24 protein-coding genes and 1 riboswitch are annotated in these 26,761 nt (G+C 67.5%); of the genes, 13 read left to right on the forward strand and 11 right to left on the reverse strand.

Annotated elements, in window-relative coordinates; all coding sequences use genetic code 11:
- Positions 1 to 11 precede the first annotated feature (11 nt).
- Both SJY20_RS14075 and SJY20_RS14080 read right to left on the reverse strand, forming a co-directional pair.
- On the reverse strand, positions 12 to 299 hold the full coding sequence (locus SJY20_RS14075; RefSeq protein ID WP_380787542.1) for a hypothetical protein: 288 nt from the start codon (positions 297 to 299) through the stop codon (positions 12 to 14).
- 79 nt (positions 300 to 378) lie between these two features.
- Entirely contained in the window at positions 379 to 2,676 is a 2,298-nt protein-coding gene (locus SJY20_RS14080) for a ribonuclease R family protein (protein ID WP_380787543.1), read from the reverse strand.
- A 166-nt stretch (positions 2,677 to 2,842) separates the two neighbouring features.
- On the opposite strand from SJY20_RS14080, the gene SJY20_RS14085 reads away from it, so the two are divergent.
- The gene (locus SJY20_RS14085; protein WP_380787544.1) at positions 2,843 to 3,112 is read left to right on the forward strand and encodes a hypothetical protein; all 270 of its coding nucleotides are present in this window, start codon (positions 2,843 to 2,845) and stop codon (positions 3,110 to 3,112) included.
- 21 nt (positions 3,113 to 3,133) lie between these two features.
- Here the strand turns inward: SJY20_RS14085 and SJY20_RS14090 are convergent, their stop codons facing one another.
- Positions 3,134 to 4,669: an aminoacyl--tRNA ligase-related protein gene (locus SJY20_RS14090; RefSeq protein ID WP_380787545.1), complete on the reverse strand. Its 1,536-nt coding sequence runs from the start codon at positions 4,667 to 4,669 to the stop codon at positions 3,134 to 3,136.
- A 344-nt stretch (positions 4,670 to 5,013) separates the two neighbouring features.
- Between SJY20_RS14090 and SJY20_RS14095 the strand changes: the two genes are divergently transcribed.
- The gene (locus SJY20_RS14095; RefSeq protein ID WP_380787546.1) at positions 5,014 to 5,907 is read left to right on the forward strand and encodes a DMT family transporter; all 894 of its coding nucleotides are present in this window, start codon (positions 5,014 to 5,016) and stop codon (positions 5,905 to 5,907) included.
- 66 nt (positions 5,908 to 5,973) lie between these two features.
- Here the strand turns inward: SJY20_RS14095 and gcvPB are convergent, their stop codons facing one another.
- The 5 genes from gcvPB to SJY20_RS14120 form a co-directional block, all read right to left on the reverse strand.
- Positions 5,974 to 7,548, reverse strand: a complete 1,575-nt coding sequence (gcvPB, locus tag SJY20_RS14100) for an aminomethyl-transferring glycine dehydrogenase subunit GcvPB (protein WP_380787547.1) — start codon at positions 7,546 to 7,548, stop codon at positions 5,974 to 5,976.
- Entirely contained in the window at positions 7,545 to 8,903 is a 1,359-nt protein-coding gene (gene gcvPA / locus SJY20_RS14105) for an aminomethyl-transferring glycine dehydrogenase subunit GcvPA (RefSeq protein ID WP_380787548.1), read from the reverse strand. Before gcvPA ends, gcvPB begins: the two co-directional genes overlap by 4 nt.
- 121 nt (positions 8,904 to 9,024) lie before the next feature.
- Positions 9,025 to 9,396 (reverse strand): glycine cleavage system protein GcvH, encoded by a 372-nt coding sequence (gene gcvH, locus SJY20_RS14110; RefSeq protein ID WP_380787549.1) that lies wholly within the window; start codon positions 9,394 to 9,396, stop codon positions 9,025 to 9,027.
- A gap of 1 nt (position 9,397) precedes the next feature.
- Positions 9,398 to 10,636 carry a glycine cleavage system aminomethyltransferase GcvT gene (gene gcvT, locus SJY20_RS14115; RefSeq protein ID WP_380787550.1) on the reverse strand — a complete coding sequence of 413 codons (1,239 nt, stop codon included), beginning with the start codon at positions 10,634 to 10,636 and terminating at the stop codon, positions 9,398 to 9,400.
- Positions 10,637 to 10,799: 163 nt separating this feature from the next.
- Positions 10,800 to 10,903: riboswitch (glycine riboswitch) on the reverse strand.
- A 111-nt stretch (positions 10,904 to 11,014) separates the two neighbouring features.
- Positions 11,015 to 11,650, reverse strand: a complete 636-nt coding sequence (locus SJY20_RS14120) for a hypothetical protein (protein WP_380787551.1) — start codon at positions 11,648 to 11,650, stop codon at positions 11,015 to 11,017.
- A gap of 118 nt (positions 11,651 to 11,768) precedes the next feature.
- Here SJY20_RS14120 and ispH point away from each other — a divergent pair, with 118 nt between their 5' ends.
- Genes ispH through rnhA form a run of 3 tightly spaced genes read left to right on the forward strand, consistent with a single transcriptional unit; the run spans position 11,769 to position 14,124 of the window.
- A complete protein-coding gene (ispH, locus tag SJY20_RS14125; protein WP_380787552.1) occupies positions 11,769 to 12,725 on the forward strand; it encodes a 4-hydroxy-3-methylbut-2-enyl diphosphate reductase in 957 nt (318 codons plus the stop codon).
- Complete coding sequence (thrB, locus tag SJY20_RS14130) at positions 12,725 to 13,672, forward strand: homoserine kinase (RefSeq protein WP_380787553.1); 948 nt, start codon at positions 12,725 to 12,727, stop codon at positions 13,670 to 13,672. The genes ispH and thrB overlap by 1 nt, the downstream gene beginning before the upstream one ends.
- The gene (gene rnhA / locus SJY20_RS14135) at positions 13,669 to 14,124 is read left to right on the forward strand and encodes a ribonuclease HI (protein WP_380787554.1); all 456 of its coding nucleotides are present in this window, start codon (positions 13,669 to 13,671) and stop codon (positions 14,122 to 14,124) included. Before thrB ends, rnhA begins: the two co-directional genes overlap by 4 nt.
- Positions 14,125 to 14,214: 90 nt before the next feature.
- Here the strand turns inward: rnhA and SJY20_RS14140 are convergent, their stop codons facing one another.
- Together SJY20_RS14140 and SJY20_RS14145 are read right to left on the reverse strand one after the other, a co-directional pair.
- Entirely contained in the window at positions 14,215 to 15,318 is a 1,104-nt protein-coding gene (locus SJY20_RS14140; protein ID WP_380787555.1) for an NAD(P)/FAD-dependent oxidoreductase, read from the reverse strand.
- Between the two features lie 10 nt (positions 15,319 to 15,328).
- Entirely contained in the window at positions 15,329 to 16,285 is a 957-nt protein-coding gene (locus tag SJY20_RS14145) for an alpha/beta fold hydrolase (protein ID WP_380787556.1), read from the reverse strand.
- Between the two features lie 67 nt (positions 16,286 to 16,352).
- Between SJY20_RS14145 and SJY20_RS14150 the strand changes: the two genes are divergently transcribed.
- From SJY20_RS14150 to SJY20_RS14185, 8 genes are all read left to right on the forward strand, one after another.
- Positions 16,353 to 16,826 (forward strand): prepilin peptidase, encoded by a 474-nt coding sequence (locus SJY20_RS14150; RefSeq protein ID WP_380787557.1) that lies wholly within the window; start codon positions 16,353 to 16,355, stop codon positions 16,824 to 16,826.
- Positions 16,827 to 16,875: 49 nt separating this feature from the next.
- Positions 16,876 to 17,913 carry a Flp pilus assembly protein CpaB gene (cpaB, locus tag SJY20_RS14155; protein ID WP_380787558.1) on the forward strand — a complete coding sequence of 346 codons (1,038 nt, stop codon included), beginning with the start codon at positions 16,876 to 16,878 and terminating at the stop codon, positions 17,911 to 17,913.
- Position 17,914: 1 nt separating this feature from the next.
- A complete protein-coding gene (locus SJY20_RS14160) occupies positions 17,915 to 19,489 on the forward strand; it encodes a type II and III secretion system protein family protein (RefSeq protein WP_380787559.1) in 1,575 nt (524 codons plus the stop codon).
- A gap of 31 nt (positions 19,490 to 19,520) precedes the next feature.
- A complete protein-coding gene (locus SJY20_RS14165) occupies positions 19,521 to 20,153 on the forward strand; it encodes a CpaD family pilus assembly protein (protein WP_380787560.1) in 633 nt (210 codons plus the stop codon).
- The gene (locus SJY20_RS14170; RefSeq protein WP_380787561.1) at positions 20,153 to 21,436 is read left to right on the forward strand and encodes a CpaE family protein; all 1,284 of its coding nucleotides are present in this window, start codon (positions 20,153 to 20,155) and stop codon (positions 21,434 to 21,436) included. The genes SJY20_RS14165 and SJY20_RS14170 overlap by 1 nt, the downstream gene beginning before the upstream one ends.
- Positions 21,437 to 21,488: 52 nt before the next feature.
- Positions 21,489 to 22,460: a type II secretion system F family protein gene (locus SJY20_RS14175; protein WP_380787562.1), complete on the forward strand. Its 972-nt coding sequence runs from the start codon at positions 21,489 to 21,491 to the stop codon at positions 22,458 to 22,460.
- 10 nt (positions 22,461 to 22,470) lie between these two features.
- Complete coding sequence (locus tag SJY20_RS14180; RefSeq protein ID WP_380787563.1) at positions 22,471 to 23,463, forward strand: type II secretion system F family protein; 993 nt, start codon at positions 22,471 to 22,473, stop codon at positions 23,461 to 23,463.
- 99 nt (positions 23,464 to 23,562) lie between these two features.
- Complete coding sequence (locus SJY20_RS14185) at positions 23,563 to 23,946, forward strand: hypothetical protein (RefSeq protein ID WP_380787564.1); 384 nt, start codon at positions 23,563 to 23,565, stop codon at positions 23,944 to 23,946.
- A gap of 103 nt (positions 23,947 to 24,049) precedes the next feature.
- Here SJY20_RS14185 and ppdK read toward each other — a convergent pair whose 3' ends face one another.
- On the reverse strand, positions 24,050 to 26,713 hold the full coding sequence (ppdK, locus tag SJY20_RS14190; protein ID WP_380787565.1) for a pyruvate, phosphate dikinase: 2,664 nt from the start codon (positions 26,711 to 26,713) through the stop codon (positions 24,050 to 24,052).
- Positions 26,714 to 26,761 lie beyond the last annotated feature (48 nt).

Raw genomic sequence — 26,761 nt, forward strand, 5'->3', positions numbered from 1 at the left:
TTCACCGCGGATCACTCGGCGAGCGCGAACACCGTCATGGCGGCGGTCGCGCTGGCGATTAGTCCGGTGGTCGCGGCGATCGCCGCGGCGCGCCTGCGAACGGCACCGCGGAATGCGCCCAGGCGCATGACATCGAGGTGGAAACGATCGTCGCGGTCTGCGACGATCGCGCCGTAGCCGAGCAGCCGTTTGAAGGTGGCTGTATCGGCGGGATCATAAGCGATCGCCATCATTGGCGACGTGGCGCCGGCCGCGACGAAATCGCTGACGATCCGCCGCCGCTTCGCGCCAATCAGCATTCCCAGCATCCCGTCCCCCCGTTTGTCCCCAACTTCCGCCAGACCGCTCGCGGTTTAGCAAGCCCGCTTTGTCGAAACCCTAACGCCGCTTGCCTTGATGGCGGATGTTCGTGGGCCGGCCGCGATGCTTGATCACCCGCGTCGGCTTTCGCGCGTCGCGCGTGGTCGGCGCCGCACGCTTGCCTTCGGGCATCTCGAAACGCAGCGCCCCGGATACCGGGTTCGCCTCGGCCAGCTTGAGTTCGAGCCGCTGGCCTTGCGCGAACACCTCGCCGGTATTCTCGCCCGTCAGCGTGCGCGCGCCCTCGTCGAACCGGAAATAGTCGTTGCCCAGGTCGCGGACCGGCATCAGCCCGTCGCCGCCGATCCCCTCGACGGTCGCGAAGAAACCGAAGTTCGTCACGCCGGTGATGCGCACGTCCATGATCTGGCCGACCCGCTCGGACAGGAACGCCGCGACATAGCGGTCGGTGGTGTCGCGCTCCGCCTCCATCGCGCGACGTTCGAGGCGACTGATGATCTCGCCGATCGATTCCATCGCGGCAGCATCGTCCGCCGGCAGGCCGCCGGGCCCGAGCGCATAGGCGCCGACCAGCGCGCGGTGGACCAACAGATCGGCGTAGCGGCGGATCGGCGAGGTGAAGTGCGCGTAACTGCCGAGGCCCAGCCCGAAATGCCCGTGATTGGCGGGCGCGTAATAGGCCTGGGTCTGGGTGCGGAGGATCTGCTCCATCACCTGCGGGCGGAAATCGGCGTCGCCGATGCGTTCGATGACGTGGTTGAACGTCGCCGGACGCACCACCTGGCCGAGCGCGAACGGCACGTCGAAGGTGTCGAGATACTCCTTCAGCGCGGCGAGCTTTTCGCGGCTGGGGGGCTCGTGGACGCGGTACATCACCGGCGCCTTCTTGGCCTCCAGCGCCTTGGCGGCCGCGACGTTCGCCGCGATCATGTAATCCTCGATCAGGCGGTGCGCGTCGAGCCGCTCGCGCGGCGCGACGGAGACGATCCGGCCCTTCTCGTCGAGTACGACACGACGTTCGGGGAGGTCGAGGTCGAGTGGCGCGCGCGCGTCGCGGGCTTTGGCTAGCGCGTGCCAGCAGGACCAGAGGGGAACGAGCGCCGTTTCCACCAGTCCGTCATCCCAGCGAAGGCTGGGATCTCGCGCGGCAGGGGCATCTTCTCCTTCTTGAGACCCCAGCCTACGCTGGGGTGACGTATCGTTGCGGAGATCGATCGCCGCCTGCGCTTCCTCATACGATATATTGGCGACCAACCGCACCACCGCCCGGGTGAACCGCCACGACTTCAGCGTCCCATCCTTGCCGATCAGCAAGTGACAGGCGAGCGCGGCGCGATCCTCGTGCTCCTTCAGCGAGCAGATATCCGCCGACAGGATCTCCGGCAGCATCGGCACGACGCGGTCGGGGAAATAGACCGAATTGCCGCGACGGCGCGCTTCGCGGTCGATCTCGGATTTCGGCCGCACATAGAAGCTGACGTCCGCGATCGCGACGATCGCCTTCCAGCCGCCCGGATTGGCGGGATCGTCGTCCGCCTCCGCCCACACTGCGTCGTCGTGGTCGCGCGCTTCCTCGGGGTCGATCGCGACGATCGGCAGATGGCGCAAATCCTCGCGGCCTTCCCCTAGAGGCTGCCCGGCGACCTGCGTCGCCTCGTCGAGCGCCTCCTGCGAAAAGACGTCCGGAATGCCGAGCTTGTGGATCGCGATCAGCGAGAAGCTGCGCGCGGCGAACGGATCGCCAAGCCGCGAGACCACACGCGCCGAAATCCGTGGCGGCTTGCCGGCGAGTTCAGCGAGCACCAGATCGCCGGGCGCCGCGTCGCCTGCATCCGCCACCGCGAATTCCCGCCGCTCGCGCTTGTCGACGCCGGTCAGCCACAACCGTCCGGCTTCCTCGCGCAGCACGCCCAGCACCTGCTCGGACGCGGGCGCCAGCACCTTCATCGGTTGCGCGATCCAGCCGTTGCCGGCCTCCTCGGTCCGCGCGAGGATGCGTTCGCCCACCCCCAGCGCGCCGCGCTTGCGTTCGCGGACGCGCAGCCGTGGTGGCGGCACGCCTTCGGCTTCCCAACGCTCGGGCACCGCCCAGACATTGCCGCCATCGTCGACATCGACGATCCGCAACACGGTGACCTTCGGAACGCCGCCCATCTTGTGGAAGGCGCGGCCGGGCGCCGAATCGATCAGCCCCTCGTCCGCCATGTCCTTGAGCAGCGCCTTGAGACCGATCTTGTCCTGCGCGCTGAGCCCGAAGCTCTTGGCGATCTCGCGCTTGCCGGCCGGAACGTCGGACGTCGCGATGAAATCGAGGATCTGCTCGCGGGTCGGAAGCCCGGCTTTTGGTTTGTACATGACCCCGAGATAGGCGGTCGCGCGCGCTTCGCCAAACCCCCCGCCACAAATGCGCCAACGGCCTTCCGCAAAACCGGACCGTCACGCAGACCGCGGTTTCGACATGCGCACTTGCATCTGCACGCCATCGGCATAGTCTCTTACGAACCATCAGAGGAAACGACCGATGACTCCGTACCCGACACTCGAAGCGGAACCCGACGACAAGAACCTCGTGATCCTGCAGAGCCTGATCTGCCTGCTGCGCGAAAAGGACATCCTGTCGCGCGCCGATATCGAGGATCTCTGTGCGACGGTGCAGGCCCGTGCGGCCGACCATGCCCACGACCCACTGCCCTGCGCAGCCAAGAGCGCACAGGCGGCAGCCAGCGACATCGCGCAGATCGGCGCCTATGTCGGCCACCGCTATGGCGGGAAGCACCGCCGGACGAACTGACGTTCGCCCGGAGGACGCTACTCAGTAGGCGCGGCCGATCAGGACGCGTTCTACCGCCGGTTCGCCGGTGAAGATGCACGGACCCTCGTCCGCGCCGGTCTGACCCAGCGGCGCGTTGCGGATCGTCAGCTTCAAGGCCTTCAGCCGTTCGACGACCTTGTCGAGCGCCGCGCCGGTTGGCTTGGACCAGCGCACGTCGACCCAGCCCGGGTTTTTCACGCTATCGGCGAAGTGCGTTTCGAGTTCGGCAAAGTCGCTGACCGGCACGATGTTCGCCTTCAGGCGGTCCATCGATTCGACATGGAGGCCGGTCTGGATCTCCGCCAGCATCCCGGACACCGCGCCGACGAACGCATCGCGCGCAGTGACCGCGCTGTCGAGCTTGCCGTCCTCGCGGTAGAGCCGGTCGCGGCGGATCACCGAGACGTTGCCGCCGGCGACGTCGCGGCCACCGACCTCGATCACGATCGGTGCACCCTTCTTGACCCAGCCCCAGCGCTTGGTCGCGGCCTTGGCGGGCTTGAGGTCGAGCAGCGCACGGACCGGTTCGCCGAGCGCGGACTGCTTGGCGAGTTCCGCCTGCAGCGCCTTGCAATAGTCGACGATCGCCGCGTCGTCGGGATTGTCGCGCAACATCGGCACGATCACGACCTGCCACGGCGCGATCATCGGCGGCACGCGCAGCCCGTCGTCGTCGCCGTGGACCATGATGACGCCGCCGATCATCCGCGTCGACACGCCCCAGCTGGTGGTGTTGCATAGCTCGAACTCGCCGGCCGCGTTCTGGAAGCGGATGTTCTGCGCGGAGGCGAAATTGGTGCCGAGGAAATGCGAGGTGCCGGCTTGCAATGCCTTGCCGTCCTGCATCATTGCCTCGATCGAATAGGTCGAGACGGCGCCCGGGAAGCGCTCGTTCTCGGGCTTCTCACCGGCGATGACGTGGAGGCCGAGGCAGGTTTCCGCAAAGTCGCGGTAGACTTCGAGCATCTTGAGCGTCTCGTCCCGGGCCTCGTCGGCGGTCGCGTGCGCGGTATGGCCCTCCTGCCAGAGGAACTCGCTGGTGCGGAGGAACATCCGGGTGCGCATTTCCCAGCGGACGACGTTGGCCCATTGGTTGATCAGCACGGGCAGGTCGCGCCACGACTGGACCCAGCGCGCGAACGCGGCGCCGATGACCATTTCCGAGGTGGGGCGGACGACCAGCGGTTCCTCGAGCTTGGCCTCGGGATCGGGGACCAGGCGGCCATAGCCGTCCGCCTTCAGCCGGTGATGGGTGACGACCGCCATTTCCTTGGCGAACCCCTCGACATGCTCGGCCTCCTTTTCGAAATAGGAGAGCGGGATGAACAACGGGAAGTAGCAGTTCTCGTGGCCGGTCGCCTTGATCCGGTCGTCGAGCAGGCGCTGGATACGCTCCCAGATGCCATAGCCCCAGGGGCGGATGACCATGCACCCGCGAACGCCGGATTCCTCGGCGAGGTCGGCTTCCGAGATGACGGCCTGGTACCAGGCGGAAAAATCCGCCTCGCGGGTGACGTTGAGTGCGCGCTTGATCATGGGGTGCGGATAGCGGGTGCGGGTGGGTTCGTCACCCCATCCCACTGCGCCCTGCCGTCCCCGTGTCCGTGTCCGTCTCCGTTCCCGTCTCCGTCTTCGTCTTCGTCTCCGTCTTCGTCTTCGTCATCCTGACGAACGTCAGGACCCAGAGCCACAAGCGGTGTGGGTGGTACCCTGGGTCCTGACTTTCGTCAGGATGACGGGTGGTAGCGTCAGGATGACGGGTGGTAGCGTCGGGATGACGGGTGGTAGCGTCGGGATGACGGGCGGTAGTGTCGGGATGACTTTCGCCAGGACGGACGTTTGGGATGGGATGCCCCGCCTGCGCTCGCTAGGGAACCGGTATGCCCACAGACCGCATCCTTCCCGCCATCGGCATGCGGTTGCTGTCCGTCGCAATCTTCGCGCTGATGAACACGTCGATCAAGCTGGCCGAACACCACGGCGCCAGCGTGTCGGAGATCCTGTTCTTTCGCCAGTTCGGGGCGTGCGTGCTGGTTTCGGCCGTCATCCTGGTTGGCCCCGGCCTCCCCTCGATCGCGACCAGGCGGATGCCGGCGCACGTCGTTCGGGCGATCGTCGGGCTGTCGGCGATGGCGCTCACCTTCAACGGCATCGTCGCGCTACCGCTTGCCGAGGCGACGACGATCGGGTTCGCGGTGCCGATCTTCGCGACGATCCTGGGGGCGCTGGTGCTCCGCGAGCCGACCGGCTGGCATCGCTGGGGCGCGGTGATCGCGGGGTTTGCCGGCGTGCTGATCGTGGCACAGCCGGGCGGCGAGCATTTTCCGCTATGGGGTGCGGGCTGCGCGCTCGCGGGCGCATTCGGAACGGCGAGCGTGTCGATCCTGTTGCGGCAGATCGGCAAGACCGAGAGCGCGTTGACGACGGTATTCTGGTTTTCGGCGCTGTCGTTGATACCGTTGTCGGTGTTCTATGCGCTGGCGGCGCAACCGCATGACCTGATCGCCTGGGGTTGCCTGGCAAGCGTCGGTATTCTCGGTGGGCTCGCTCAGATCGCGATGACCACGTCGTTGCGGCTGGGACCGGTGTCGGTGGTGGTCCCGATGGATTATTCGAGCCTGTTGTGGGCGACCCTGCTGGGCTGGCTGGTGTTCGACACGCTGCCGGCGGAGGCGACCTGGTTCGGGGCGCCGATCATCGTCGCTAGCGGGCTGTATATCGTCTGGCGCGAGCATGTCCGGCGGCAGGAAGAAACGGACCAGGCGATCTGCTGAAGGTTTGTGCGGCGCCCCCACCCGTGATCCCGGGCTCGTCCCGGGATGACGGAGAAGGGGAGATCTTTACTCCGCGGCCTGCGCCAGTGGGGCGGGATCCTTCCAGACCAGCACGGGCTTGCGCGCCGCGAGCGTCTCGTCGAGGCGGCTGCGGGGGGCGAAGTGGGGGGCTGTCTTGAGCGCGGGGTCGCCGGCCTTGGCACGTTCGGCGACCGAGCGGAGTGCGGCGATGAACTGGTCGAGGGCGGCCTTCGATTCGGTCTCGGTCGGCTCGACCAGCATCGCGCCGTGGACGACGAGCGGGAAGTACATCGTCATCGGGTGATAGCCCTCGTCGATCAGGCCCTTCGCCACGTCGATCGTCGAGAAGCCCTCGGCGAGCCCGGCGTCCGAGAACAGCGCTTCGTGCATGCACGGACCCGACGGGCCGAACGGTGCGTCGAGCGTGTCATCCAGTGAGCGCAGGATGTAGTTGGCGTTGAGCACCGCATCCTCGGCGACCTGGCGCAGGCCGTCGGCGCCGTGGCTGAGGATGTACGTCAGCGCGCGCGTGAACATGCCCATCTGGCCGTGGAATGCCACCATGCGGCCGAAGCTGCCGGCGTGGTGTTCGCCTGCGGTTTCTTCCTCGACGAGGACGAACTGGCCGTCCTGGTTCTCGACGAACGGGAGCGGTGCGTAGGGGGTGAGTGCTTCCGAGAACACCACCGGGCCCGAGCCCGGACCGCCGCCGCCGTGCGGAGTCGAGAAGGTCTTGTGGAGGTTGATGTGCATCGCGTCGATGCCGAGATCGCCCGGCCGCACGCGGCCGACGATCGCGTTGAAGTTCGCGCCGTCGCAATAGACGAAGCCACCCGCCGCGTGCACCGCGTCGGAAATCTCGCGCATGTCGCGCTCGAACAGGCCACAGGTGTTGGGGTTGGTGATCATCACGCCGGCGACGTCGGGGCCGAGCCGGGCCTTCAGCGCGGCGGTGTCGACGCGGCCTTCGGCGGTGGCGGGGATGTCCTCGACGCTATAGCCGGCGAACGCCGCGGTGGCGGGGTTGGTGCCGTGTGCGCTCTCGGGGACGAGAATGATTTTCCGCGAGCCTTCGCCCTTGGCTTCGAGTGCTGCGCGGATCGCGAGGATGCCGCAGAGCTCGCCGTGCGCGCCGGCCTTGGGGCTCATCGCGACGCTGGTCATACCGGTGAGCGTCACGAGCCAGTGCGCGAGTTGGTGGATGACTTCGAGCGCGCCCTGAACGGTGTCGACCGGCTGGAGCGGGTGGACGTCGGAGAAACCGGGCAGCCGCGCCATCTTCTCGTTGAGGCGCGGATTGTGCTTCATCGTGCACGACCCGAGCGGGAAGAAGCCGAGGTCGATGCCGTAGTTCTGGCGCGACAAGCGGGTGTAGTGACGGACGGTCTCGGGTTCGGACAGGCCCGGCAGGCCGATCGGCGCTTTCCGCGTCAGCGCGCCGAGCCGGTCGTGCGCGACATCGCCCTCGGCGAAATCGACGCCCGTGGTCTTCGCGTCGCCGATCTCGAAGATCAGCGCTTCCTCCAGCATCAGGGCCTTGTTGCCGGTGACGCTGGCCGGGACGGTGCCGGTGCTTGCCTCGGGCGACGTCGGGCGCCAGCCGCTCTGGTTGATGCTCATGCCAGGATCTCCTCAAGCGCGGTGGCAAGCGTCTCGACGTCCTCCGCGGACGTGGTTTCGGTGACGGCGACGACCAGCCCGTTGGCGAGGTCGTCCTGGCCGGGATAGAGCCGGCCGAGCGAGACACCCGCGAGGATGCCGCGATCGGCGAGTTGCCGGACAATCGGGCGCGCTTCGGTCGGAAGCTTCAGCGTGAATTCGTTGAAGAACAGGTCATTGACCAGTTCGACGCCGGGGACTTCGGCCAAGCGACGTGCGGCGTGGACCGCGCCCGCGTGGTTGATTCCTGCCAGTCGCCGCAGCCCCGCTTCGCCGAGCAAGGTCATGTGGATCGAGAAGGCCAGCGCGCAGAGCCCCGAGTTGGTGCAGATGTTCGACGTCGCCTTCTCGCGGCGGATATGCTGCTCGCGGGTCGACAGCGTGAGCACGAACCCGCGGCGACCGTCGGCGTCGACGGTCTCGCCGCACAGGCGGCCGGGCATCTGGCGGACGTATTTGTCCTTGCAGCCGAACAGGCCGACATAGGGCCCGCCGAACTGGAGGCCGACGCCGAGCGACTGGCCTTCGCCGACGACGATGTCGGCGTCCATCTCGCCGGGCGAGGTGATCGCGCCCATCGCGACGGGCTCGGTGACGACCGCGATCAGCAGCGCCTTCTTCGCATGGCACGCATCCGCGAGCGGGCGCAGGTCGGCGATACGGCCGAGGATGTCGGGATACTGGACGACGACGCACGACGTATCGTCGTCGATCTTGGCGATCAGCCGGTCGAGGTCCATGTCGGCGACCAGTTCGGGCGCGGTCGTGTCGAGCACGTCGCCGGTGAACTTGGCCATCGTGTTCGCGACCGAGACGTAGTGCGGGTGGAGGCCCGACGACAGGATCGCTCTGCCCCGCTTGGTGATGCGACGCGCCATCACGATCGCTTCCCAGCACGCGGTCGAGCCGTCGTACATCGAGGCGTTGGCGACGTCGGTGCCGAGCAGCCGCGCGACCTGCGTCTGGAACTCGAACAGCATCTGCAGCGTGCCCTGCGCGATTTCGGGCTGGTACGGCGTGTAGGCGGTCAGGAACTCACCGCGCTGGATCAGGTGATCGACCGACGCGGGGACGTGATGCTTGTACGCGCCGCAGCCGAGGAAGAACGGACCGTCGCTGGCCGCGATGTTCTTCTGCGAGAGCGCGGTCATGTGGCGTTCCACCGCCATTTCGGAAGCGTGCATCGGCAGGCCGTGGATCGGGCCATCGAGGCGTGCGGCTTCGGGCACGTCGGCGAACAACGCGTCGATCGAGGGGGCGCCGATGACGGAAAGCATCTCGGACCGGTCGGATTGGGTTAGCGGCAGGTAGCGCATTCGACATCCTTCTCCCCTCCCGCTTGCGGGAGGGGTCGGGGGAGGGCCTGTCACGGTGGAGCGCCCTAGGGGGGACAGGCCCTCCCCTAGCCCCTCCCGCAAGCGGGAGGGGGAAAGAAGGTTAGAGGCCTTCGACGAAGGTCGCGTAGGCGGCTTCGTCCATCAGCGCGTCCAGCTCGGCCGCATCGCTGAGCGTCAGCTTGAAGAACCAGCCTTCGGTCTCGGGGGCCGAATTCACCAGGCTCGAATCGTCGGTCAGCGCGGCGTTGCCCTCGGTGACGGTGCCCGACACCGGCGAATAGACGTCGGATGCGGCCTTCACCGATTCGACGACTGCGGCTTCGTCGCCCTTGGACAGGGTCTTGCCGGCCTCGGGAACGTCGACGAACACGACGTCGCCGAGCTGGCCCTGCGCATAGTCGGAAATACCGACCGTGCCGACGTCACCGGTGACATCGACCCATTCGTGATCTTTGGTGAAGTAGCGGCTCATATCACTTGCTCCGGACGTAACGGTGGGGAACGAAGGGCATCGCGGTGACGGTCGCGGTATGGACCTTGCCGCGTTGTGCGATCTCGATGCGGGTGCCGGGGGTCGACAACGCGAGCGGCACATAGGCCATCGCTATCGGCTTCCCGAGGGTGGGAGCAAAACCGCCGCTGGTCAGGCGGCCGATCACCGCGCCGCTCTGGTCAATGACGTCCGAGCCTTCGCGGGCGGGCTGGCGACCCTCGACGATCAGGCCGACGCGCTTGGTGGCGGGGCCGTGTTCGCGTTCGGCGAGGATGCGCTCGGCACCGGCGAAGTCGGCAGCCTCGCGGCGACGCTTCGACAGCGCGAAACCGAGGTCGGCCATCACCGGCGTGATCTCCGGGTCGAGATCGTGGCCATAGAGCGGCAGGCCGGCCTCGAGACGCAGCGAATCGCGCGCACCGAGGCCGATCGGCTTGACCTCGGGTTCGGCGGCGATCGCGTCGGCGAAGGCGACGACCTGGTCCGCGGGGACCGAAATCTCGAAGCCGTCCTCGCCCGTATAGCCCGAGCGGCTGATCCACAGCGGCACGCCGTTCCACGCGAACGCGCCTGCGGTCATGAAGGTCAGCGCCTCGACGCCGGGCACGAGCCGGGCGAGCGCGTCGACTGCCTTCGGGCCCTGCAACGCGATCAGCGCCTGGTCTTCGAGCAGGTTGATCGTGACGTCGTCGGGCACCTGATCGAGCAGATAGGCGATGTCGTCGAATTTGGTCGCGCCGTTGACGACGACGTAGAAGCTGCCGGTCGTGGCTCCGTCGTCGGAGGATGGGGAGCTGGCGCGCAGCGGGTCGTAGCCGGCGGGCTCGGCATCGTCGGTCGCGAACGGGTTCTCGGTCGGCAGGCGCGTCGCCATCAGGTCGTCGAGGATACCGCCGTCCTCGGCGAGCAGCAGCGAATAGCGCATCTTGGCCTCGGCGAGCCCGGCGATGTCGCCTGGCAACACCGTCTCAAGCGCCGCGGCGACGTCGCCGCCGGTGAAGACCAGCTGGCCCATGTGGCTGACGTCGAACAGGCCGGCGGAGTCGCGGGTCCAGGCGTGCTCGGCCATGATGCCATCATACTGGATCGGCATCAGATAGCCGGCGAATTCGACCATCCGGGCGCCGCGATCGCGGTGCCAGGCGTCGAGCGGCAGCGCCTGTGGCTCGGGCGCGACATAATCGTCGGCGTGATCGATGATGGTGGAGAAGTCGCTCATGATCGGGGCTTCCGTCGAAAAGGGACGCAAGGCCACGCTCGGCGACCTGTGCATACCCCCTCTGTCACGGGACCTGAGAGCTTTGACCGGCACTGTTCCCAGTAGCGCGGCTTACACCTTCGGTGGTTCTTCCCGTGGGAAGAACGCTTTCCAGAGTATCGATCAGCCCCGCGCGGTCCCTGTTGCCTGAGAGATTCCGGGGTGGTTGCTCCTTCGGCGGCTCGCCAGCCCTCGAAGGACCGGGTCACGCTCTCCCGCGCGGTGCCATGCGAGTTGCCCCGCATCGACGCCTTGGTGTTTGGCGTTACGTCCGGATCAAGTCAATCGGGTTCGCACCGCTTTCCGTCATCCCGGGCTTGTCCCGGGATGACGTGGAACTCAGCGCGTGGCGTTGTACTTCAGCTGGTCGTCGGTGAGCTGGAAGCCGACCAGGGCTTCGAAGCTGGCACGCAGCACCGCCTGGCGGACGTCGGGCTGGCTCAGCGGATCGACCGCGGCGTCCTGATCGCCGGCCTTGCGTTTCCGCGTCAGCTTCTGGCGGACCTCGTCGGACAGCGTCGCCGCCGATCGCGCCACGGTCGACGATGCCTGGCCGTGTGCCTCGGCACGCGTCTGGCCGGCGTCGAAGTGCAGCGCGACATGGCCGATGCGCTTGGCGACGACCGCGCTGCCGCCGCGCACCACGGTGATGAAATACGGCAGGCTGACGTCGCGGGCGGCCTCAGCATGGGTGCGGCGGGCGCGGACGTCGAAGGTGACCGTGGTGGCGATCTGGTCGGTCGCGTCGGCGCAGGTCGAGCGGACGTTGGTCATCAGCGCGGCGAGATCGATCGATCCCTGGTCGCGCGATGCGCCCTCGAACAGCGTGACGTCGCCGGTCGCGGCCGGAATCGCGACCGACGGGCAGGCCGAACGTACCGCAGTGATGCCGCCGGTCGCGTCGACTTCGCCCTTGCCGGCGCATCCCCCCAACACGAGCAGACAGGCGGAGGCAGCTAGGATGGGGGCTTTCACGGGGACGCGTACCTTCTCGAACGAGCGTGGGGGACCGCTGCAACGCCGCGTCCCTCGATCGGGCGGCATCATAACCGGCTTTCGTGGGGCCAAGCAATCGCGTAGAGCGCAGGGCATCATGATCGCAAGCCCCAAGCCGCCGCTCGACCTGCTGATCGCCGCCCCGCGCGGCTTCTGTGCCGGGGTCGACCGTGCCATCCGGATCGTCGAACTGGCGATCGAGAAGCACGGCGCGCCCGTCTATGTCCGCCACGAGATCGTCCACAACAAGTTCGTCGTCGACACGCTGAAGGCGCAGGGCGCGGTGTTCGTCGAGGATCTGGACGCGGTGCCCGATGGCGCGCCGGTGGTGTTCTCCGCGCACGGCGTGCCGAAATCGGTGCCGGCCGAAGCGCAGGACCGCGGGCTCGACTATCTCGACGCGACCTGCCCGCTGGTGTCGAAGGTGCACCGCCAGGCCGAGCGACTGGTCGCTGCCGGCCGACATATCATCTTCATCGGCCATGCCGGGCATCCCGAGGTTATCGGCACGTTCGGGCAGGTGCCGGACGGCACGATGTCGCTGGTCGAGACGGTGGCGGACGCCGAGGCGGTCACGCCGCCCGATCCGACCAACCTGGCGTTCCTGACGCAGACCACGCTGTCGGTCGACGACACCGCCGCGGTCGTCGCGACGCTGCAGCGCCGCTTCCCGATGATGCAGCCGCCGCGCGGCGAGGACATCTGCTACGCCACCTCGAACCGCCAGGCCGCGGTCAAGGCGATCGCGCGCGAATGCGATGCGATGCTGGTGATCGGCGCGCCGAATTCGTCCAACTCGGTGCGGCTGGTCGAGGTTGCCGAGCGCGAGGGCGTCCGCGCGCGGCTGATCCAGCGTGCCGATGTGCTCGACTGGGACTTCCTCGACGGGGTCGCGACATTGGGCATCACCGCGGGCGCATCGGCGCCGGAGCTTCTGGTGCGCGAACTCGTCACGCGGCTGTCGGAACGCTTCACGGTGACCGAGCGCGAGATCGAGACGACGCGCGAGACGATCACCTTCAAGCTGCCCCGCGGCCTCGACGCGGCCGCATAGTGGCGGTCTATACCGCGGTATCGGCAGAGGCGCTGAGCGACTTCCTGCGCGGGTTCGACCACGGCGAGCTGGTATCGCTGAAGGGCATCGCCGAGGGGGTCGAGAACAGCAACTACCTGGTCGACACGACCACCGGGCGCTTCATCCTGACGCTGTACGAAAAGCGTGTGTCGGCGGACGACCTGCCGTTCTTCATGGGCGTGCTCGATCACCTCGCGGGCGACGGCAACCCGGTGCCGCGCGCGCTGCCCGACCGCGACGGCACGCTGATCCATACGCTGTGCGGGCGTCCGGCGTGCCTGATCGAATTCCTGAACGGCGTGTCGGTGTCGCATCCGACGCCCGCGCAGGCGCGTGCGGCGGGCGCGGCGATGGGAGCGATGCATGAAAGCCTGGCCGGAGTTGCGCTGGAGCGGCCGAACACGCTGGGGCCGGAAGGCTGGCGGGCGCTGCTGACGCGGTGCGGGCTTGATCTCGACGCGATCGAGCCGGGTCTTTTCGCGCGGGTGACTCAGGCCGCAGACGAGGTCGTTGCGGCATGGCCAAGCGCCCTGCCCCGCGCGATCATCCATGCCGATCTGTTTCCCGACAACGTGCTGATGCTCGGCGACCGGGTGAGCGGGCTGATCGACTTCTATTTCGCGTGCACCGACATCCGCGCCTACGACCTGGCGATCATGCACAGCGCCTGGGCGTTCGATGCGCAGGGGGAGGCGTATGACGACGCGGTCGGCAAGGCGCTGATCTCCGGCTATGCCGAACGCTTCCCCCTGAGCGATGCGGAGCGCGCGGCGCTGCCGATCCTGGCGCAGGGGGCGTGCCTGCGCTTCCTGGCGACGCGGGCATGGGACTGGCTCAACACCCCAGCGGATGCGCTGGTGACGCGGAAGGACCCGCTCGCCTATTGGCGGCGGTTCGAAGCGTATCGACAAGGATTGCTCGCGTGACCGAAGAACCCGCCACCAAGGTGGAAATCTATACCGATGGCGCCTGCAAGGGCAATCCGGGCCCCGGCGGCTGGGGCGCGGTGATCCGCATGGGCGCGCACGAGAAGGAATTGTCGGGCGGCGAGGCGCTGACGACCAACAATCGCATGGAGATGACCGCGGCGATCGAGGCGCTCAACGTGCTGACGCGGCCGTGCATCGTGACGCTGTATACCGACAGCAAATACGTGATGGATGGCCTGACCAAGTGGGTGAAGGGCTGGCAGCGCAATGGCTGGAAGACCGCGGACAAGAAGCCGGTGAAGAACGCCGAGCTGTGGCACGCGCTGCTCGCCGCGGTCGCGCGGCACCGGATCGAATGGCAGTGGGTCAAGGGTCATGCCGGCCACCCGGAGAACGAGCGCGCGGATCGGCTGGCGAGCGATGCTGCGGTGATGGCGGGGCGGCGGTAGGCCCACACCGAACGATACCGTCATCCTGACGAAAGTCAGGACCCAGGGTAACGGGGTGTGGCGCTGCTTGGCTCTGGGTCCTGACTTTCGTCAGGATGACGGTAGTTTGTGGGACCGAGGGCAGAAGCGGGTCGGGGAATAGCGCTCGACATCGATCCCCGCGACGGCCGCATCAGGCACCGCGCCGAGCAGCAGCGCGGCCGCGATCATCGCCCCGGCCGGTGCGGTCTGGATACCGAAACCGCCCTGCCCCGCGCACCAGAAGAACCCGGGTACTGCCGGGTCGAACCCATAGATCGGCAGCCGGTCGGGCGCGAAGGTGCGGAGGCCGGCCCAGCGGCGCTCGACTGCGGCGACGTGCCAGTCGACGACTCCCTCCAGGCGGTCGATCGCGATCGCGACGTCGATGTCCTCGGGCGCGGCGTCGCACGGATCACTGGCCACCTCGTCGTGCGGAGTCAGCCATAGCCGACCGCCGGGTTCGGGTTTGAAGTAGAAATTGTCCGACAGATCGACGACGTGCGGCATCGCGGCCGGCGCCCCGGGGTCGGTGCGCAACTGCGCCATCGTCCGGCGATACGCCTGCAGCCCGAGCGGCCGGACACCGGCGCGGGCGGCGACGATATCGGCCCAGGCGCCGGCTGCATCGACGAGGATCCGCGACCGGACCGGACCCGCGTCCGTCTCGATCGTCCAGACATCGCCCGACCGCGATGCGGCCTGCATCGCAGCATCGGTGACGATCTGTGCCCCCGCATGGCGCGCGCGCGCGATCTCGGCGGCGTGGAGCGCGGCGACGTCGATATAGGCGCAGCTCGGCTCCATGACGCCGACGGTCCATGCCTCGCGCAGGCCCGGCACGAACGCGGCGGGGTCGACCCGGTGCAGTGCCACGCCGGTACCCGCGAAGTCGCGGAGGAACGCATCCGCCTTGCCGGCATCCTGCGCGCGGCCGATGTGCAGCGACCCGAGCGGCGTCAGATAGTCGCGCAGCATCGGCCCCGAGGCGGTGGTCAGCGGCTGGATGCCGGGGCCGCCATAGGTTTCCGACCAGAACGCCGCGGACCGGCCGGTAGCATGATAGCCGGGCGTCGCCTCGCCTTCGAGCAGGACGACGCCGGCGCGCGCCCCGATCGCGGCGGCTAGGCTCGCGCCCGCCATGCCCGCGCCGACGATGGCGACGTCGTAAATCACGGGCGAGCGATCACGCCTGCGCGAACACCGAAACATGCGCGTCGAGGAACGCGTCGATCGCGGAAAGCGCGCGATTCCGGACGCCGTCGGCCTCGCGAAGGACTTCATGCGCCGAGTCGTTGCCGAAGCGGACCACCTGCGCATCGGGCAATCGCGCCGCCAGCCGCAACGCCGCACGCGGGTCGACCAGCCGATCGGCCTCGGCGACGAGCAGCAACACCGGGGTGTCGACCGCCTCGATTCGCCGGTCCGCGGCAAGCGCGAGCGCGCCGTCGAACGCCTGCGACAGCCACGCCCAGCTCGGCGGCCCGAGTTTCAGTTCGGGGCATTGCGTCTGCCACCACCGCTCGTCGTCGTAGCGCGCGGCGTCATGCGTCAGCAGAGTCTGGCGCGACGACAGCGTGCCGGGCCGCTCGTTGGTGCGCCACGCCGCACGCGCCGGATCGCCACGGCGGGTCTTGAAACGCGCGACGATTGCGCCGAACCACGCCCCCAGCGGCGCCCGCAGCCCGATCATCGGCGCGACAAGCACCGCGGCGTCGGGCCGGATCGACCGATTCGCGAGCGCGCGCATCACCATCATGCCGCCCATCGAATGCCCGAGGATCGCGGTCGGCAGCCGCTGACCCGCCGTATCTCTCCCCGCGGCTTCCTCGATCCACGCCGTCCAGAACGCCGCCAGATCGTCGTCGAACACACCGAAATCGTCGGCATGGCCGACATGCGGGTCTGGTGACAACCGTCCCGAACCGCCCTGCCCGCGCCAGTCGAACGCCGTCACCGACCACCCCTGCGCGTGGAGATGCTCGAACGATTCCAGATACTTCTCGAAGATGTCGCCGCGTCCGGTCTGGAACAGCAATCGGCCCCGCGGATCGGCGGCGGGCCAGTCGAACCGGCGCAACGGCCAGTCGTCCGGGGCCAGCCAGGTCGTGACGCGAGCGTCCGACGGGATCGCACGACGCACCCGATCCGGGGCGATTGTCGGTGGGACGGTTACTTTTTCGAAAGCCATGCTGGTTAGGGACTAGCCGATGGGGTCGCAGATTGCTCTTTCAATCTTGGTGTTCGTACTCGGCGGCCTTCTGGTCTGGGCCGGGATTGAGGATGCGCGGACCCGCGAGATCGCCAACTGGAAGACGGCGGCGATCGCGCTGCTGGCGCCGGCATGGTGGGTCGCGAACGGTCTGCCGCTGTGGCCGGACGTGGCGATCCAGGTGGGCGTCGCGGTCGCGGTGTTCGCGGTATTCCTGGTCGTATTCCATTTCGGCCTGATGGGTGGCGGCGACGTGAAGATGATCGTCGCGCTGTCGTTGTGGCTGCCGTTTCCGGCGTTCGTGACGATGCTGATGGTGATGTCGATCGCCGGCGGCATAGTCACGGTCTTGATGATGATCGAGCGCCGGATCGCCCGAAACAAAAACCAGATCGAGGTTCCTTACGGTGTCGCGATCGCGGTCGCGGGAATACTGGCGATCCGCGAACCACTCCTTAACCAGTTTCAGTAGATACTTAACGCCGAAGCAAGCAGACGGCGCCCGAAAGGCACGATGAGTCATGGATAGTCGCAAGATCATATTGCTGGTTGGCGCGCTGATCGTCGCTGGCATTACGGCGTTCTTCGCCCGGACGCTGATCGCGGGCAGTTCGGCACCGCAGGCCGGCGCGGTGGCGATGGCGCCGGTCGTCGACGGGCCCGAGGTGCTGGTCGCCACCCGCGCGCTGCCGGTCGGCACCATCCTCGACGCTACCGCGCTGAAGTTCCAGCCCTGGCCGAAGGAGCTGGTCGACAACGCCTATTACATCAAGGACAAGACCAACCTGCAGTCGCTGCTGGGCACCGTGGTGCGCAGCGAAGTGACCGCGGGCCAGCCGGTGACGCAGGGCGCACTGGTAAAGCCGGGCGATCGTGGCTTCCTCGCCGCGGCGCTTGGGCCAGGCATGCGCGCGGTCAGCGTGCCGGTCTCGGCACAGGCGGCGGTTGCGGGCTTCGTGTTTCCGGGCGATCGCATCGACCTGGTGCTGACGCAGACCGTGCCCGGTGGCGGCGACGGCGAGCCGCTGAAGGTGTCCGAGACGATCATGCGCAACGTCCGCGTGCTCGCCACCGACCAGCGCACCGACAATCTGGTCGGCGAGGACGGCAAGACGCAGGTCCGGACCTTCTCGAACGTGACGATCGAGGCGACGCCGAAGATGGCCGAACAGGTCGCCGTCGCGCAGACGCTGGGGTCGCTGTCACTGTCGCTGCGCTCGATTGCGGACAATTCGCAGGAACTCGAGGAAGCGATCGCATCCGGCGCGGTGAAGGTGCCCAACGGCAACGATCCGAAGGCCGAGAAGGCGATGATGGTACAGCTCGCGAGCCAGCCGTCGACGATGAAATCGAGCTTCCAGACCGGTGCCGACGTGTCGCGCTATCAGCGCAGCACGGTGCCGGGCAAGCCCATCGCCGCGGGATCGGCGGGCGGCATGCCGATGATCCAAGCATCGGGCGGAGCACCGGGCGCGGCGCCGGTGATGATCCAGGGTCCCGTCGTGCGCGTCGCGCGCGGCAATGCAATCACCGCCGTTCCGGTCGGGGGGAAGAATTAAGATGCGCATTTCCATGACGCCGATCGGCTGGCCGCTGGCCGCCGCCCTGGCCGCGGCAAGCGCCGCACCCTCCGCCCCGGCCACCGCGCAACGCGCCTCGGCCACCTCGTCCAGCGTCGTCCAGGTCAACATCGGCCGCGGCCGGCTGGTGACGCTGGCGCGGCCGATGAGCGACCTGTTCGTCGCCGACGACACCATCGCCGACGTCCAGGTGCGGTCACCGACCCAGCTGTACATCTTCGGCAAGAAGACCGGCGAGACGACGATCTCGGCAACCACCAAGTCGGGCGTGGTCGTCTATGGCAGCACCGTCCGGGTCGGCAACAATCTCGACTCGATCGCGCAGATGCTGGGGCTGGCGATGCCCGAGGCGCATGTCGTCGCGACGCCGATGAACGGCCTCGTGCTGTTGACCGGCACGGTGGCCGCGCCGGAAGACGCCGCGGAAGCCGAGCGCCTGGTACAGGCCTATGTCGGAGATCAAACCAAGGTGCTGTCGCGCCTCAAGACCGCGACGCCGCTGCAGGTCAACCTGCAGGTCCGCATCGCCGAGGTCACGCGCAGCTTCATCAAGAATATCGGCGTCAACGTGCAGTCGTTCGACGGCACCGGAGGCTTCAAGTTCGGATTGGGCCAAGGACGCGGAGCCAGCACACAATACTTCCCAGGTAGTGGTCCCGCTACTAATACCGGTCTGTTCACTGGGGGCACGACGGCGACGACCGGGAACAGCCTGCTGACACAGTCCACCACCGGATCGACGCTCGGCCTTGCCGGCAAGCTGCTCGGGCTCGACCTGATCGGCGCGATTGATCTTGGCGAGACGATCGGACAGGTGACGACACTCGCCAATCCGAACCTGACCGCGCTGTCGGGCGAGACGGGCACGTTCCTTGCCGGCGGTGAGGTTCCTATACCGGTTTCGCAAGGGCTTGGCGCGGTGTCGGTCGAGTTCAAGCAATATGGCGTCGGGCTGGCCTATACCCCGACCGTGCTCTCGGACGGCCGCATCTCGTTGCGGGTCCGCCCCGAAGTGTCGCAGCTCGATTATTCGAACGCGGTTACGCTGAACGGCACGCGCGTACCCGGCCTGACTACGCGGCGGACGGAAACGACCGTCGAACTCGGATCAGGCCAGAGCATGATGATCAGCGGCCTGCTGTCGAACAGCAGCAACAACTCGTTCCAGAAGACCCCTGGGCTGGCCAACCTGCCGATCATCGGCGCGCTGTTCCGCTCGAACGGGTTCCAGCGCAACGAGACCGAGCTGGTCGTGATCATTACCCCGTACCTGGTGAAGCCGGTCAACAACGCGCGCGACATCGCGCTACCGACCGACGGCGCCACCACGCCGAGCGATATCGACCGTGTCCTGTTCGGGACGCTCAGCGGCAAGGCGGGCGGCCCGCGGCCGGTGCCATCCATCGCGCCGTCACCGTCCTACGCCGCGCCGTCGGTCGGTGCGGTCGCCCCGGTGCAGCCGCAGCCGACGCCCGACACCCGCCGCGAGAAGGCGGACACGCGCTCGACCAAATCGACCAAGGGCATCGCGCCCGCCCCCGGCTTTTCGAACTGAGCCGCGCGTTCAACCCAAGGATCCTTTCGCGATGACACCCAAGACGATCCTCCTCGCATCGCTCGCCCCAGCCCTGCTGCTCGGCGGGTGCATGGGCACGCAGAACCGTGGCCTCGAATCGGTCCACCAGCCGGTCGTGGCGCAGACCGATTTTGCCTTCGACGTCGCGACCGCGGGCGGTGCGATGGCACCCGGCGAAGAACGTCGTCTGGCAGGCTGGATGGCGACGATGCGGATCGGTTACGGCGACCGCGTCGCGATCGATGATCCGTCGCCCTACCCCACGGCGGTCCGTGCGCAGGTCGCCGACCTGGTCGCGGGCTATGGCTTGCTGCTGAGCGGCGATGCGCCGGTCACCGCGGCACCGCTGACCCCGGGCACGATCCGCGTCGTGGTCAGCCGGATGCGCGCCAGCGTCCCCGGATGCCCCGACTGGTCGCTCGATTCGACCAACGACTTCAACGCCAACACCTCGTCCAACTATGGCTGCGCGACCAACCGCAACCTGGCGGCGATGATCGCGAACCCGGCCGACCTGGTCCGCGGCACCGCCGGCAACGAGACCAACGACGCCGCGGTCTCGTTCAAGGCGATCGACACGTATCGCAAGAAAGCACCGACGGGCGCCGCCGCGCTGGTCGCCGCAGGATCGGGATCACGATAATGAACGCACCCTGGAAACCCTCCGGCATCGCGCATCGCGACCCGTTCACCGCCTTCGTCTGCGACGAGACCACCGCCGAGACGCTGCGCCCGATCGCCGCCGAGCTGGGCTGGTCGACGGACAAGATCAACAAGGGCGGACTGCGCAACGCGATCCAGTCGCTCTCGGTCTCGGCCAGCCCGCAGATCCTGTTCGTCGACCTCGCCGAATCGGGGGATCCGCTCAACGACATCAACGCGCTCGCCGAAGTCTGCGAGCCCGGGACCGTCGTGATCGCGGCGGGCCAAGTCAACGACGTCCGGTTGTACCGCGACCTCGTCGCCAGCGGGATCCAGGACTATCTGCTGAAGCCGCTCCAGCCCGACATGCTGCGCGAGGCGTTCGGCCATGCGCAGGCGATGCTGAATGCGCCGAAGCATGTCGAGGTGGCGGTCGATCGGCCGCACAGCGCGATCGCGGTGATCGGTGCGCGCGGCGGTGTCGGTGCCTCGACGATCGCGACCTCGCTCGCGTGGCTGCTCGCCGACAAGGAAAAGCGGTCGACCGCGCTACTCGACCTCGACGTTCATTTCGGCACCGGGGCGCTAAGCCTCGATCTCGAGCCCGGCCGCGGGTTGATCGACGCGATCGACAACCCCAGCCGGATCGATGGCCTTTTCATCGAACGCGCGATGGTCCGAGCATCCGACAAGCTGTCGGTGCTGAGCGCCGAGGCGCCGATCAACGCGCCGCTGGTGACCGACGGCGCCGCCTTCCACCAGTTGCAGGAAGAGATGCGCACGGCGTTCGAATGCACCGTCGTCGACCTGCCGCGCAGCATGCTGGTGGCGCACCCGCACTTGGTCACCGACGTCCAGATCGCGGTGATCGTCACCGAATTGACGCTGGCGGCGGCACGCGACACCATCCGCCTGCTCTCGTGGATGAAGTCGAACGCCTCCGAGGCGACGGTGTTCGTGCTGGCCAACCGCCTGCATGCCGGCGGCCAGCTGGAGATCACGCGAAAGGACTTCGAAGGGTCGATCGAACGCAAGATCGATTACATCGTGCCGTTCGACCAGAAGCTCGCGGCGCAGGCCGCCAAGCTCGGCAAGCCGCTGGTCGAGGCGGGCAAGAATTCGAAGACCGCCGCGCCGATCGTCGCGCTCGTCGCCGAGATCGCGAGCTCGGTCGACGCCGGCGCTGCGCAGGAGGGACCCAAGCTCGGCAAGGGCACCTCGCTGATCGGCAAGTTCGGCGAGCTCAGGAGCCTGATGCCCAAGCGCAAGCCGAAGGCGAAGTGAACACCGCAACCCGGTACGTCCGGGCCTGCACGACCGGAAGGCGGTAGCCGCGATGGAATTGATGCCGCTGATGTTCGTCATGATCGGCGCCTGCGTGGTGCTGGGCATGGTCGCGTTCGCGTTCGCGGGTCCATCGACCGCGCGGACCCAGACCCGGCGCGTGGCGTCGCTGCGCGAACGCCACGGCGACGCGCTGGTCGTTGCGGAAGCCCATCTGCGGCGCATCGCCAACAAGCGCGATACCAAGATGGACGTCGCGGTCGGCCGGATCCTGCCCAACAAGGTGCTGCTGGCCAAGCGGCTGGCGATGACCGGCAAGACCTGGACCGTCGGCCAGTACGGCATCGCGACCGGCGTCATCGCGCTGGTCGTCGCGGTCGCGATGTTGATCAAGGGCATGCCGATCCTGCTCGCGCTGTTCGTCGCGTTGTTCCTGGGCGTCGGCCTGCCGCACTATGTGGTCGGCCGCACGATCAAGCGGCGCGTCGGGAAGTTCACCGCCAAATTCCCCGATGCGATCGAACTGCTGGTCCGCGGCCTGCGCTCCGGTCTGCCGATCACCGAGACGATCGGCGTGGTCGGCAACGAGCTCGACGGCCCGGTCGGCGAGGAATTCCGCTCGGTCAGCGACAAGATGAAGATCGGCCGGACGATGGACGCCGCGCTGCAGGAGACTGCGGACCGCATCGGCACGCCCGAATTCCAGTTCTTCGTTATCACCATCGCGATCCAGCGCGAGACCGGCGGCAATCTGGCCGAGACGCTCGCCAACCTTGCCACGGTGTTGCGCCTGCGCGGCCAGATGCGGCTCAAGATCAAGGCGATGTCGTCCGAATCCAAGGCGTCGGCGCTGATCATCGGCGCGTTGCCGTTCATCGTCTTCTGCCTGATCTGGTTCATCAACGGCAATTACATGCAGCGATTCTTCACCGACGAACGGCTGATCATGATCGGCTGCGGCGGTATGGTCTGGATGGCGATCGGCGCCTTCATCATGGCCAAGATGATCAACTTCGAGATCTAGGACGCAATCGATGGGCGAGACCCCCGGACCCACGCTGTTGGGCATCGACGTACTCTGGGTCGCCACGATCCTGTCGGGCGTCGCCGCGTTCGCGGTGATGATCGCGATCTACGCGGTGATGACGGTGCGCGACCCGATGACCAAGCGCGTCAAGGCGCTCAACGATCGCCGCGAGCAGCTGAAGGCGGGCATCACCGCATCGACCAAGCGCCGCGCCAAGCTGGTGCAGCGCAACGACACCGCCGACCGGATGCGCACCATCCTGTCGTCGATGAAGGTGCTGCAGGACAGCCAGCTCGCGGTCGTCCATACAAAGCTGATGCAGGCCGGGATTCGATCCAAGGAATGGGCGCCCGCGGTGATCTTCGGCCGGCTGGTGCTGCCGATCGTGCTGGGCGGGATCATGCTCTACTGGGTCTATGGCACCGACGGCTTCGCGACCTGGACCCCGCTGAAGAAATACGGCCTCGTCGCGGCCAGCTTCATCCTGAGCTACAAGGCTCCGGATCTGTACCTCGACAACAAGATCAACAAGCGGTCCGACGCGATCCGCAAGGGTCTGCCCGACGCGCTCGACCTGCTGGTGATCTGCGCCGAGGCGGGCCTGACCGTCGACGCCGCGTTCCACCGCGTCGCGCGTGAACTGGGGCGTGCCTATCCCGAGCTGGGCGAGGAATTCACGCTGACCGGGATCGAGTTGGGCTTCCTGACCGAGCGTCGCCAGGCGTTCGAGAACCTCGCGAAGCGCGTGAAGCTGGATGCGGTGAAGGGCGTCGTCACGACGATGATCCAGACCGAGAAATACGGCACGCCGCTGGCGTCTGCACTGCGCGTGCTGTCGAGCGAGTTCCGCAACGAACGCATGATGCGCGCCGAGGAAAAGGCCGCACGACTGCCCGCGATCATGACCGTGCCGCTGATCATGTTCATCCTGCCGGTGCTGTTCGTGGTCATCCTGGGGCCGGCCGCCTGTTCGATCTCGGACGCCCTGATCAAGCCGTAAGTTCGCTGAAGCTCCGTCGTCCCGGCATGCGACGATGGAGCGTTAGGCAACCCTAGCCGCGGTCGATCGTTGGCCTTCCGTAACAGGAGGGATACTCAGATGCCGTTGTTTTCCACGCCCACACAGTTCGCGGTCCTCGGGCTGCTGCTGATCGCCGGTTGGCTGTTCGGCCTCGCCAGCCATCCCGGTGGCCGCAAGTGGAAGGCGCGCTACCTCGCCGAGCGCGACGCCAATGCCGCTGCTCGCCGGGATGGCGAGGGCCGCGCGGTCGCTGCCGAGAAGCGGGTCGTCGAGCTGGAGCGCGAGAACGCCCGGCTGGCCAAGGCGCAGACGGTGGTGGCTCCGGTAGCTCAGCCGGTAGTCACGCCGGTCACTACGACTGCGGTGCCGGTCGCGACCCAGCCTGTGGTGGGGCATCCGGTTGCGACCCGTCCGGTCTATGCGGCCGGTCAGCGTCGCAGCTGGTTCGACTTCAACCGGTAATCCGTTTTCAGTGGTTGATTCGTTCTCCTGCGGACGCAGGAGCCCAGGGTATCGGGCGATGCGCTCGTAACCCTGGACTCCTGCTTTCGCAGGAGAACAGTGGTTACTTCTTCGCCAGCGCAGCCTGCGCCGCCGCCAGCCTGGCGATCGGCACGCGGTACGGGCTCGCCGAGACGTAATCCAAGCCGATGGTCTCGCAGAACGCGATGCTCGATGGGTCGCCGCCATGCTCGCCGCAGATGCCGAGCTTGATGTCGGGCCGCGTCGCACGGCCGCGGTCGGCGGCGATCTGGATCAGTTCGCCGACGCCGTCGACGTCGATGCTGACGAACGGGTCCTTCGCGTAGATGCCCTTTTCGACATACACGCCCAGGAACCGCGCGGCGTCGTCGCGGCTGACGCCCAGCGTGGTCTGGGTGAGGTCGTTGGTGCCGAAGCTGAAGAACTCCGCGCCCTCGGCGATGTCGCCGGCGCGCAGCGCGGCGCGCGGCAGTTCGATCATCGTGCCGACCAGATAGTCGAGCGTGCGGCCCTTCTCGGCGAACACCGCCTTGGCCGCCGCATCGACCACTGCCTTCATCAGGTCGAGCTCGCGCACGGTCGCGACCAGCGGGATCATCACCTCGGGGATCGGCGCGAGACCGGTCTTCTCGGCGACGTCGCACGCCGCCTCGAAGATCGCCCGCGCCTGGATCTCGTAGATCTCCGGATAGGTCACGCCGAGGCGGCACCCGCGGTGGCCGAGCATCGGGTTGAACTCGTGCAGTTCCGCGGCGCGACGCTTGAGCACGTCGACCGACACCCCCGCCGCGGTGGCGACATCGGCGAAATCGGCTTCCTCGGTCGGCAGGAATTCGTGCAGCGGCGGATCGAGCAGGCGGATCGTCACCGGCAGCCCGGCCATCACCTCGAGGATCTCGGTGAAGTCCTTGCGCTGTTCGGGGAGCAGCTTTGCCAGCGCGGTGCGGCGGCCCTTCTCGTCGGTCGCGAGGATCATTTCCCGAACGTTGGTGATCCGGCTCGATTCAAAGAACATGTGCTCGGTGCGGCACAGCCCGACGCCCTCGGCGCCGAACTCGCGGGCGACGCGGCAGTCCTCGGGGGTCTCGGCATTGGCGCGGACCTTCAGGCGACGGACGCCGTCAGCCCATTCCATCAGCGTCGCGAAATCGCCCGACAGCTCGGGCTGCACGGTCGCGACCGCGCCGATCATGACCTCGCCGGTGGTGCCGTCGATGGTGAGCAGGTCGCCCTCCTTCACCTCGCGACCGCCACAGCGCATGATCTTCGCCTTGGCGTCGATTGACAGCGTGCCGGCGCCCGAGACGCAGGGACGCCCCATGCCGCGGGCTACGACAGCGGCGTGGCTCGTCATCCCGCCGCGGGCGGTCAGGATGCCCTTTGCCGCATGCATGCCGTGGATATCCTCGGGGCTGGTCTCGGTGCGGACCAGTATCACCGCGATGTTGTCGGCGGCCTTCTTCTCGGCAGTGTCGGCGTCGAACACGACGGTGCCGGAGGCCGCGCCCGGCGACGCGGGGAGCCCCTTGGTCAGCACGTCGCGGTGCGCGGTCGGGTCGAGCGTCGGGTGCAGCAGCTGGTCGAGCGCGGATGGCTCGACCCGCATGATCGCCTCGTCGCGGGTGATCAGGCCTTCGTTCGCCATGTCGACGGCGATCTTCAGCGCGGCCTTGGCGGTGCGCTTGCCGGCGCGGGTTTGCAGCATCCAGAGCTTGGTCTTCTCGACCGTGAACTCGATGTCCTGCATGTCGCGGTAGTGGTTCTCGAGCGTGTCGAACACGCCGGCGAGCTGCGTGTACACCTCGGGCATCGCCTCTTCCATCGACGCGGGCTTGGCGTTGGCCTCTTCGCGCGCGGCCTTGGTGAGATACTGGGGCGTGCGGATGCCGGCGACGACGTCCTCGCCCTGCGCATTGATCAGGAATTCGCCGTAATAGGCGCGGTCGCCCTTCGACGGATCGCGCGTGAACGCGACGCCGGTGGCCGACGTCTCGCCCATGTTGCCGAACACCATCGCCTGGATGTTGACCGCGGTGCCCCAGGCGGCGGGGATGTCGTTCAAGCGGCGATAGACTTTCGCACGCTCGGACTGCCACGAGCCGAACACGGCGCCGACCGCGCCCCAGAGCTGGTCGTGGACGTCCTGCGGGAACGGCTTGTTCCACTGCTTCTCGACCAGCGCCTTGTACTCGGCGACCAGCGCGCGGAGGTCGTCGGCGCTCAGTTCGGTGTCGAGCGTGAAGCCCTGGTCTTCCTTGGCGATCTCCAGCGCTTCCTCGAACGCGCCGTGGTCGAGTTCGAGCACCACGTCGGCGTACATCTGGATGAAGCGGCGATAGCTGTCCCACGCGAACCGCGCGTCACCCGAGGTGGCGGCGAGCCCCTCGACGGTCTGGTCGTTGAGCCCGAGGTTGAGGACGGTGTCCATCATCCCCGGCATCGACGCGCGCGCGCCCGACCGGACCGAGACCAGCAGCGGGTCGGCGGGGTTGCCGAAAATCTTGCCGGTAACGCCCTCGATATGCTTCAGGCCGGTCGCGACCTCGTCGCGCAACCCCTGCGGGAAGCTGCCGCCCTCGTCGTAATAGACCGCGCAGAATTCGGTCGAGATGGTGAAGCCCGGTGGCACCGGCAGGCCGATCGACGCCATCTCCGCCAGGTTCGCGCCCTTGCCGCCGAGCAGATTGCGGTCGCCCTTGCCGCCGTCCGAAACGCCGCCGCCAAATCGATATACGTACTGCGTCATTCCGGGTCCTCTTAAGTCGTTGCCCTTATGGACAATCAAAAACGAATG

Origin of the sequence: Sphingomonas sp. R86521 (genome assembly GCF_042466235.1) — a bacterium.
Classification (GTDB): Bacteria; Pseudomonadota; Alphaproteobacteria; order Sphingomonadales; family Sphingomonadaceae; genus Sphingomonas.

Coding starts and splice junctions, on each gene's coding strand:
- SJY20_RS14075 (WP_380787542.1), bottom strand. CDS start 299: ATGCTGATTGGCGCGAAGCGGCGGCGGATCGTCAGCGATTTCGTCGCG.
- SJY20_RS14080 (WP_380787543.1), bottom strand. CDS start 2,676: ATGTACAAACCAAAAGCCGGGCTTCCGACCCGCGAGCAGATCCTCGAT.
- SJY20_RS14085 (WP_380787544.1), top strand. CDS start 2,843: ATGACTCCGTACCCGACACTCGAAGCGGAACCCGACGACAAGAACCTC.
- SJY20_RS14090 (WP_380787545.1), bottom strand. CDS start 4,669: ATGATCAAGCGCGCACTCAACGTCACCCGCGAGGCGGATTTTTCCGCC.
- SJY20_RS14095 (WP_380787546.1), top strand. CDS start 5,014: ATGCCCACAGACCGCATCCTTCCCGCCATCGGCATGCGGTTGCTGTCC.
- gcvPB (WP_380787547.1), bottom strand. CDS start 7,548: ATGAGCATCAACCAGAGCGGCTGGCGCCCGACGTCGCCCGAGGCAAGC.
- gcvPA (WP_380787548.1), bottom strand. CDS start 8,903: ATGCGCTACCTGCCGCTAACCCAATCCGACCGGTCCGAGATGCTTTCC.
- gcvH (WP_380787549.1), bottom strand. CDS start 9,396: ATGAGCCGCTACTTCACCAAAGATCACGAATGGGTCGATGTCACCGGT.
- gcvT (WP_380787550.1), bottom strand. CDS start 10,636: ATGAGCGACTTCTCCACCATCATCGATCACGCCGACGATTATGTCGCG.
- ispH (WP_380787552.1), top strand. CDS start 11,769: ATGATCGCAAGCCCCAAGCCGCCGCTCGACCTGCTGATCGCCGCCCCG.
- SJY20_RS14150 (WP_380787557.1), top strand. CDS start 16,353: ATGGGGTCGCAGATTGCTCTTTCAATCTTGGTGTTCGTACTCGGCGGC.
- cpaB (WP_380787558.1), top strand. CDS start 16,876: ATGGATAGTCGCAAGATCATATTGCTGGTTGGCGCGCTGATCGTCGCT.
- SJY20_RS14160 (WP_380787559.1), top strand. CDS start 17,915: ATGCGCATTTCCATGACGCCGATCGGCTGGCCGCTGGCCGCCGCCCTG.
- SJY20_RS14165 (WP_380787560.1), top strand. CDS start 19,521: ATGACACCCAAGACGATCCTCCTCGCATCGCTCGCCCCAGCCCTGCTG.
- SJY20_RS14170 (WP_380787561.1), top strand. CDS start 20,153: ATGAACGCACCCTGGAAACCCTCCGGCATCGCGCATCGCGACCCGTTC.
- SJY20_RS14175 (WP_380787562.1), top strand. CDS start 21,489: ATGGAATTGATGCCGCTGATGTTCGTCATGATCGGCGCCTGCGTGGTG.
- SJY20_RS14180 (WP_380787563.1), top strand. CDS start 22,471: ATGGGCGAGACCCCCGGACCCACGCTGTTGGGCATCGACGTACTCTGG.
- SJY20_RS14185 (WP_380787564.1), top strand. CDS start 23,563: ATGCCGTTGTTTTCCACGCCCACACAGTTCGCGGTCCTCGGGCTGCTG.
- ppdK (WP_380787565.1), bottom strand. CDS start 26,713: ATGACGCAGTACGTATATCGATTTGGCGGCGGCGTTTCGGACGGCGGC.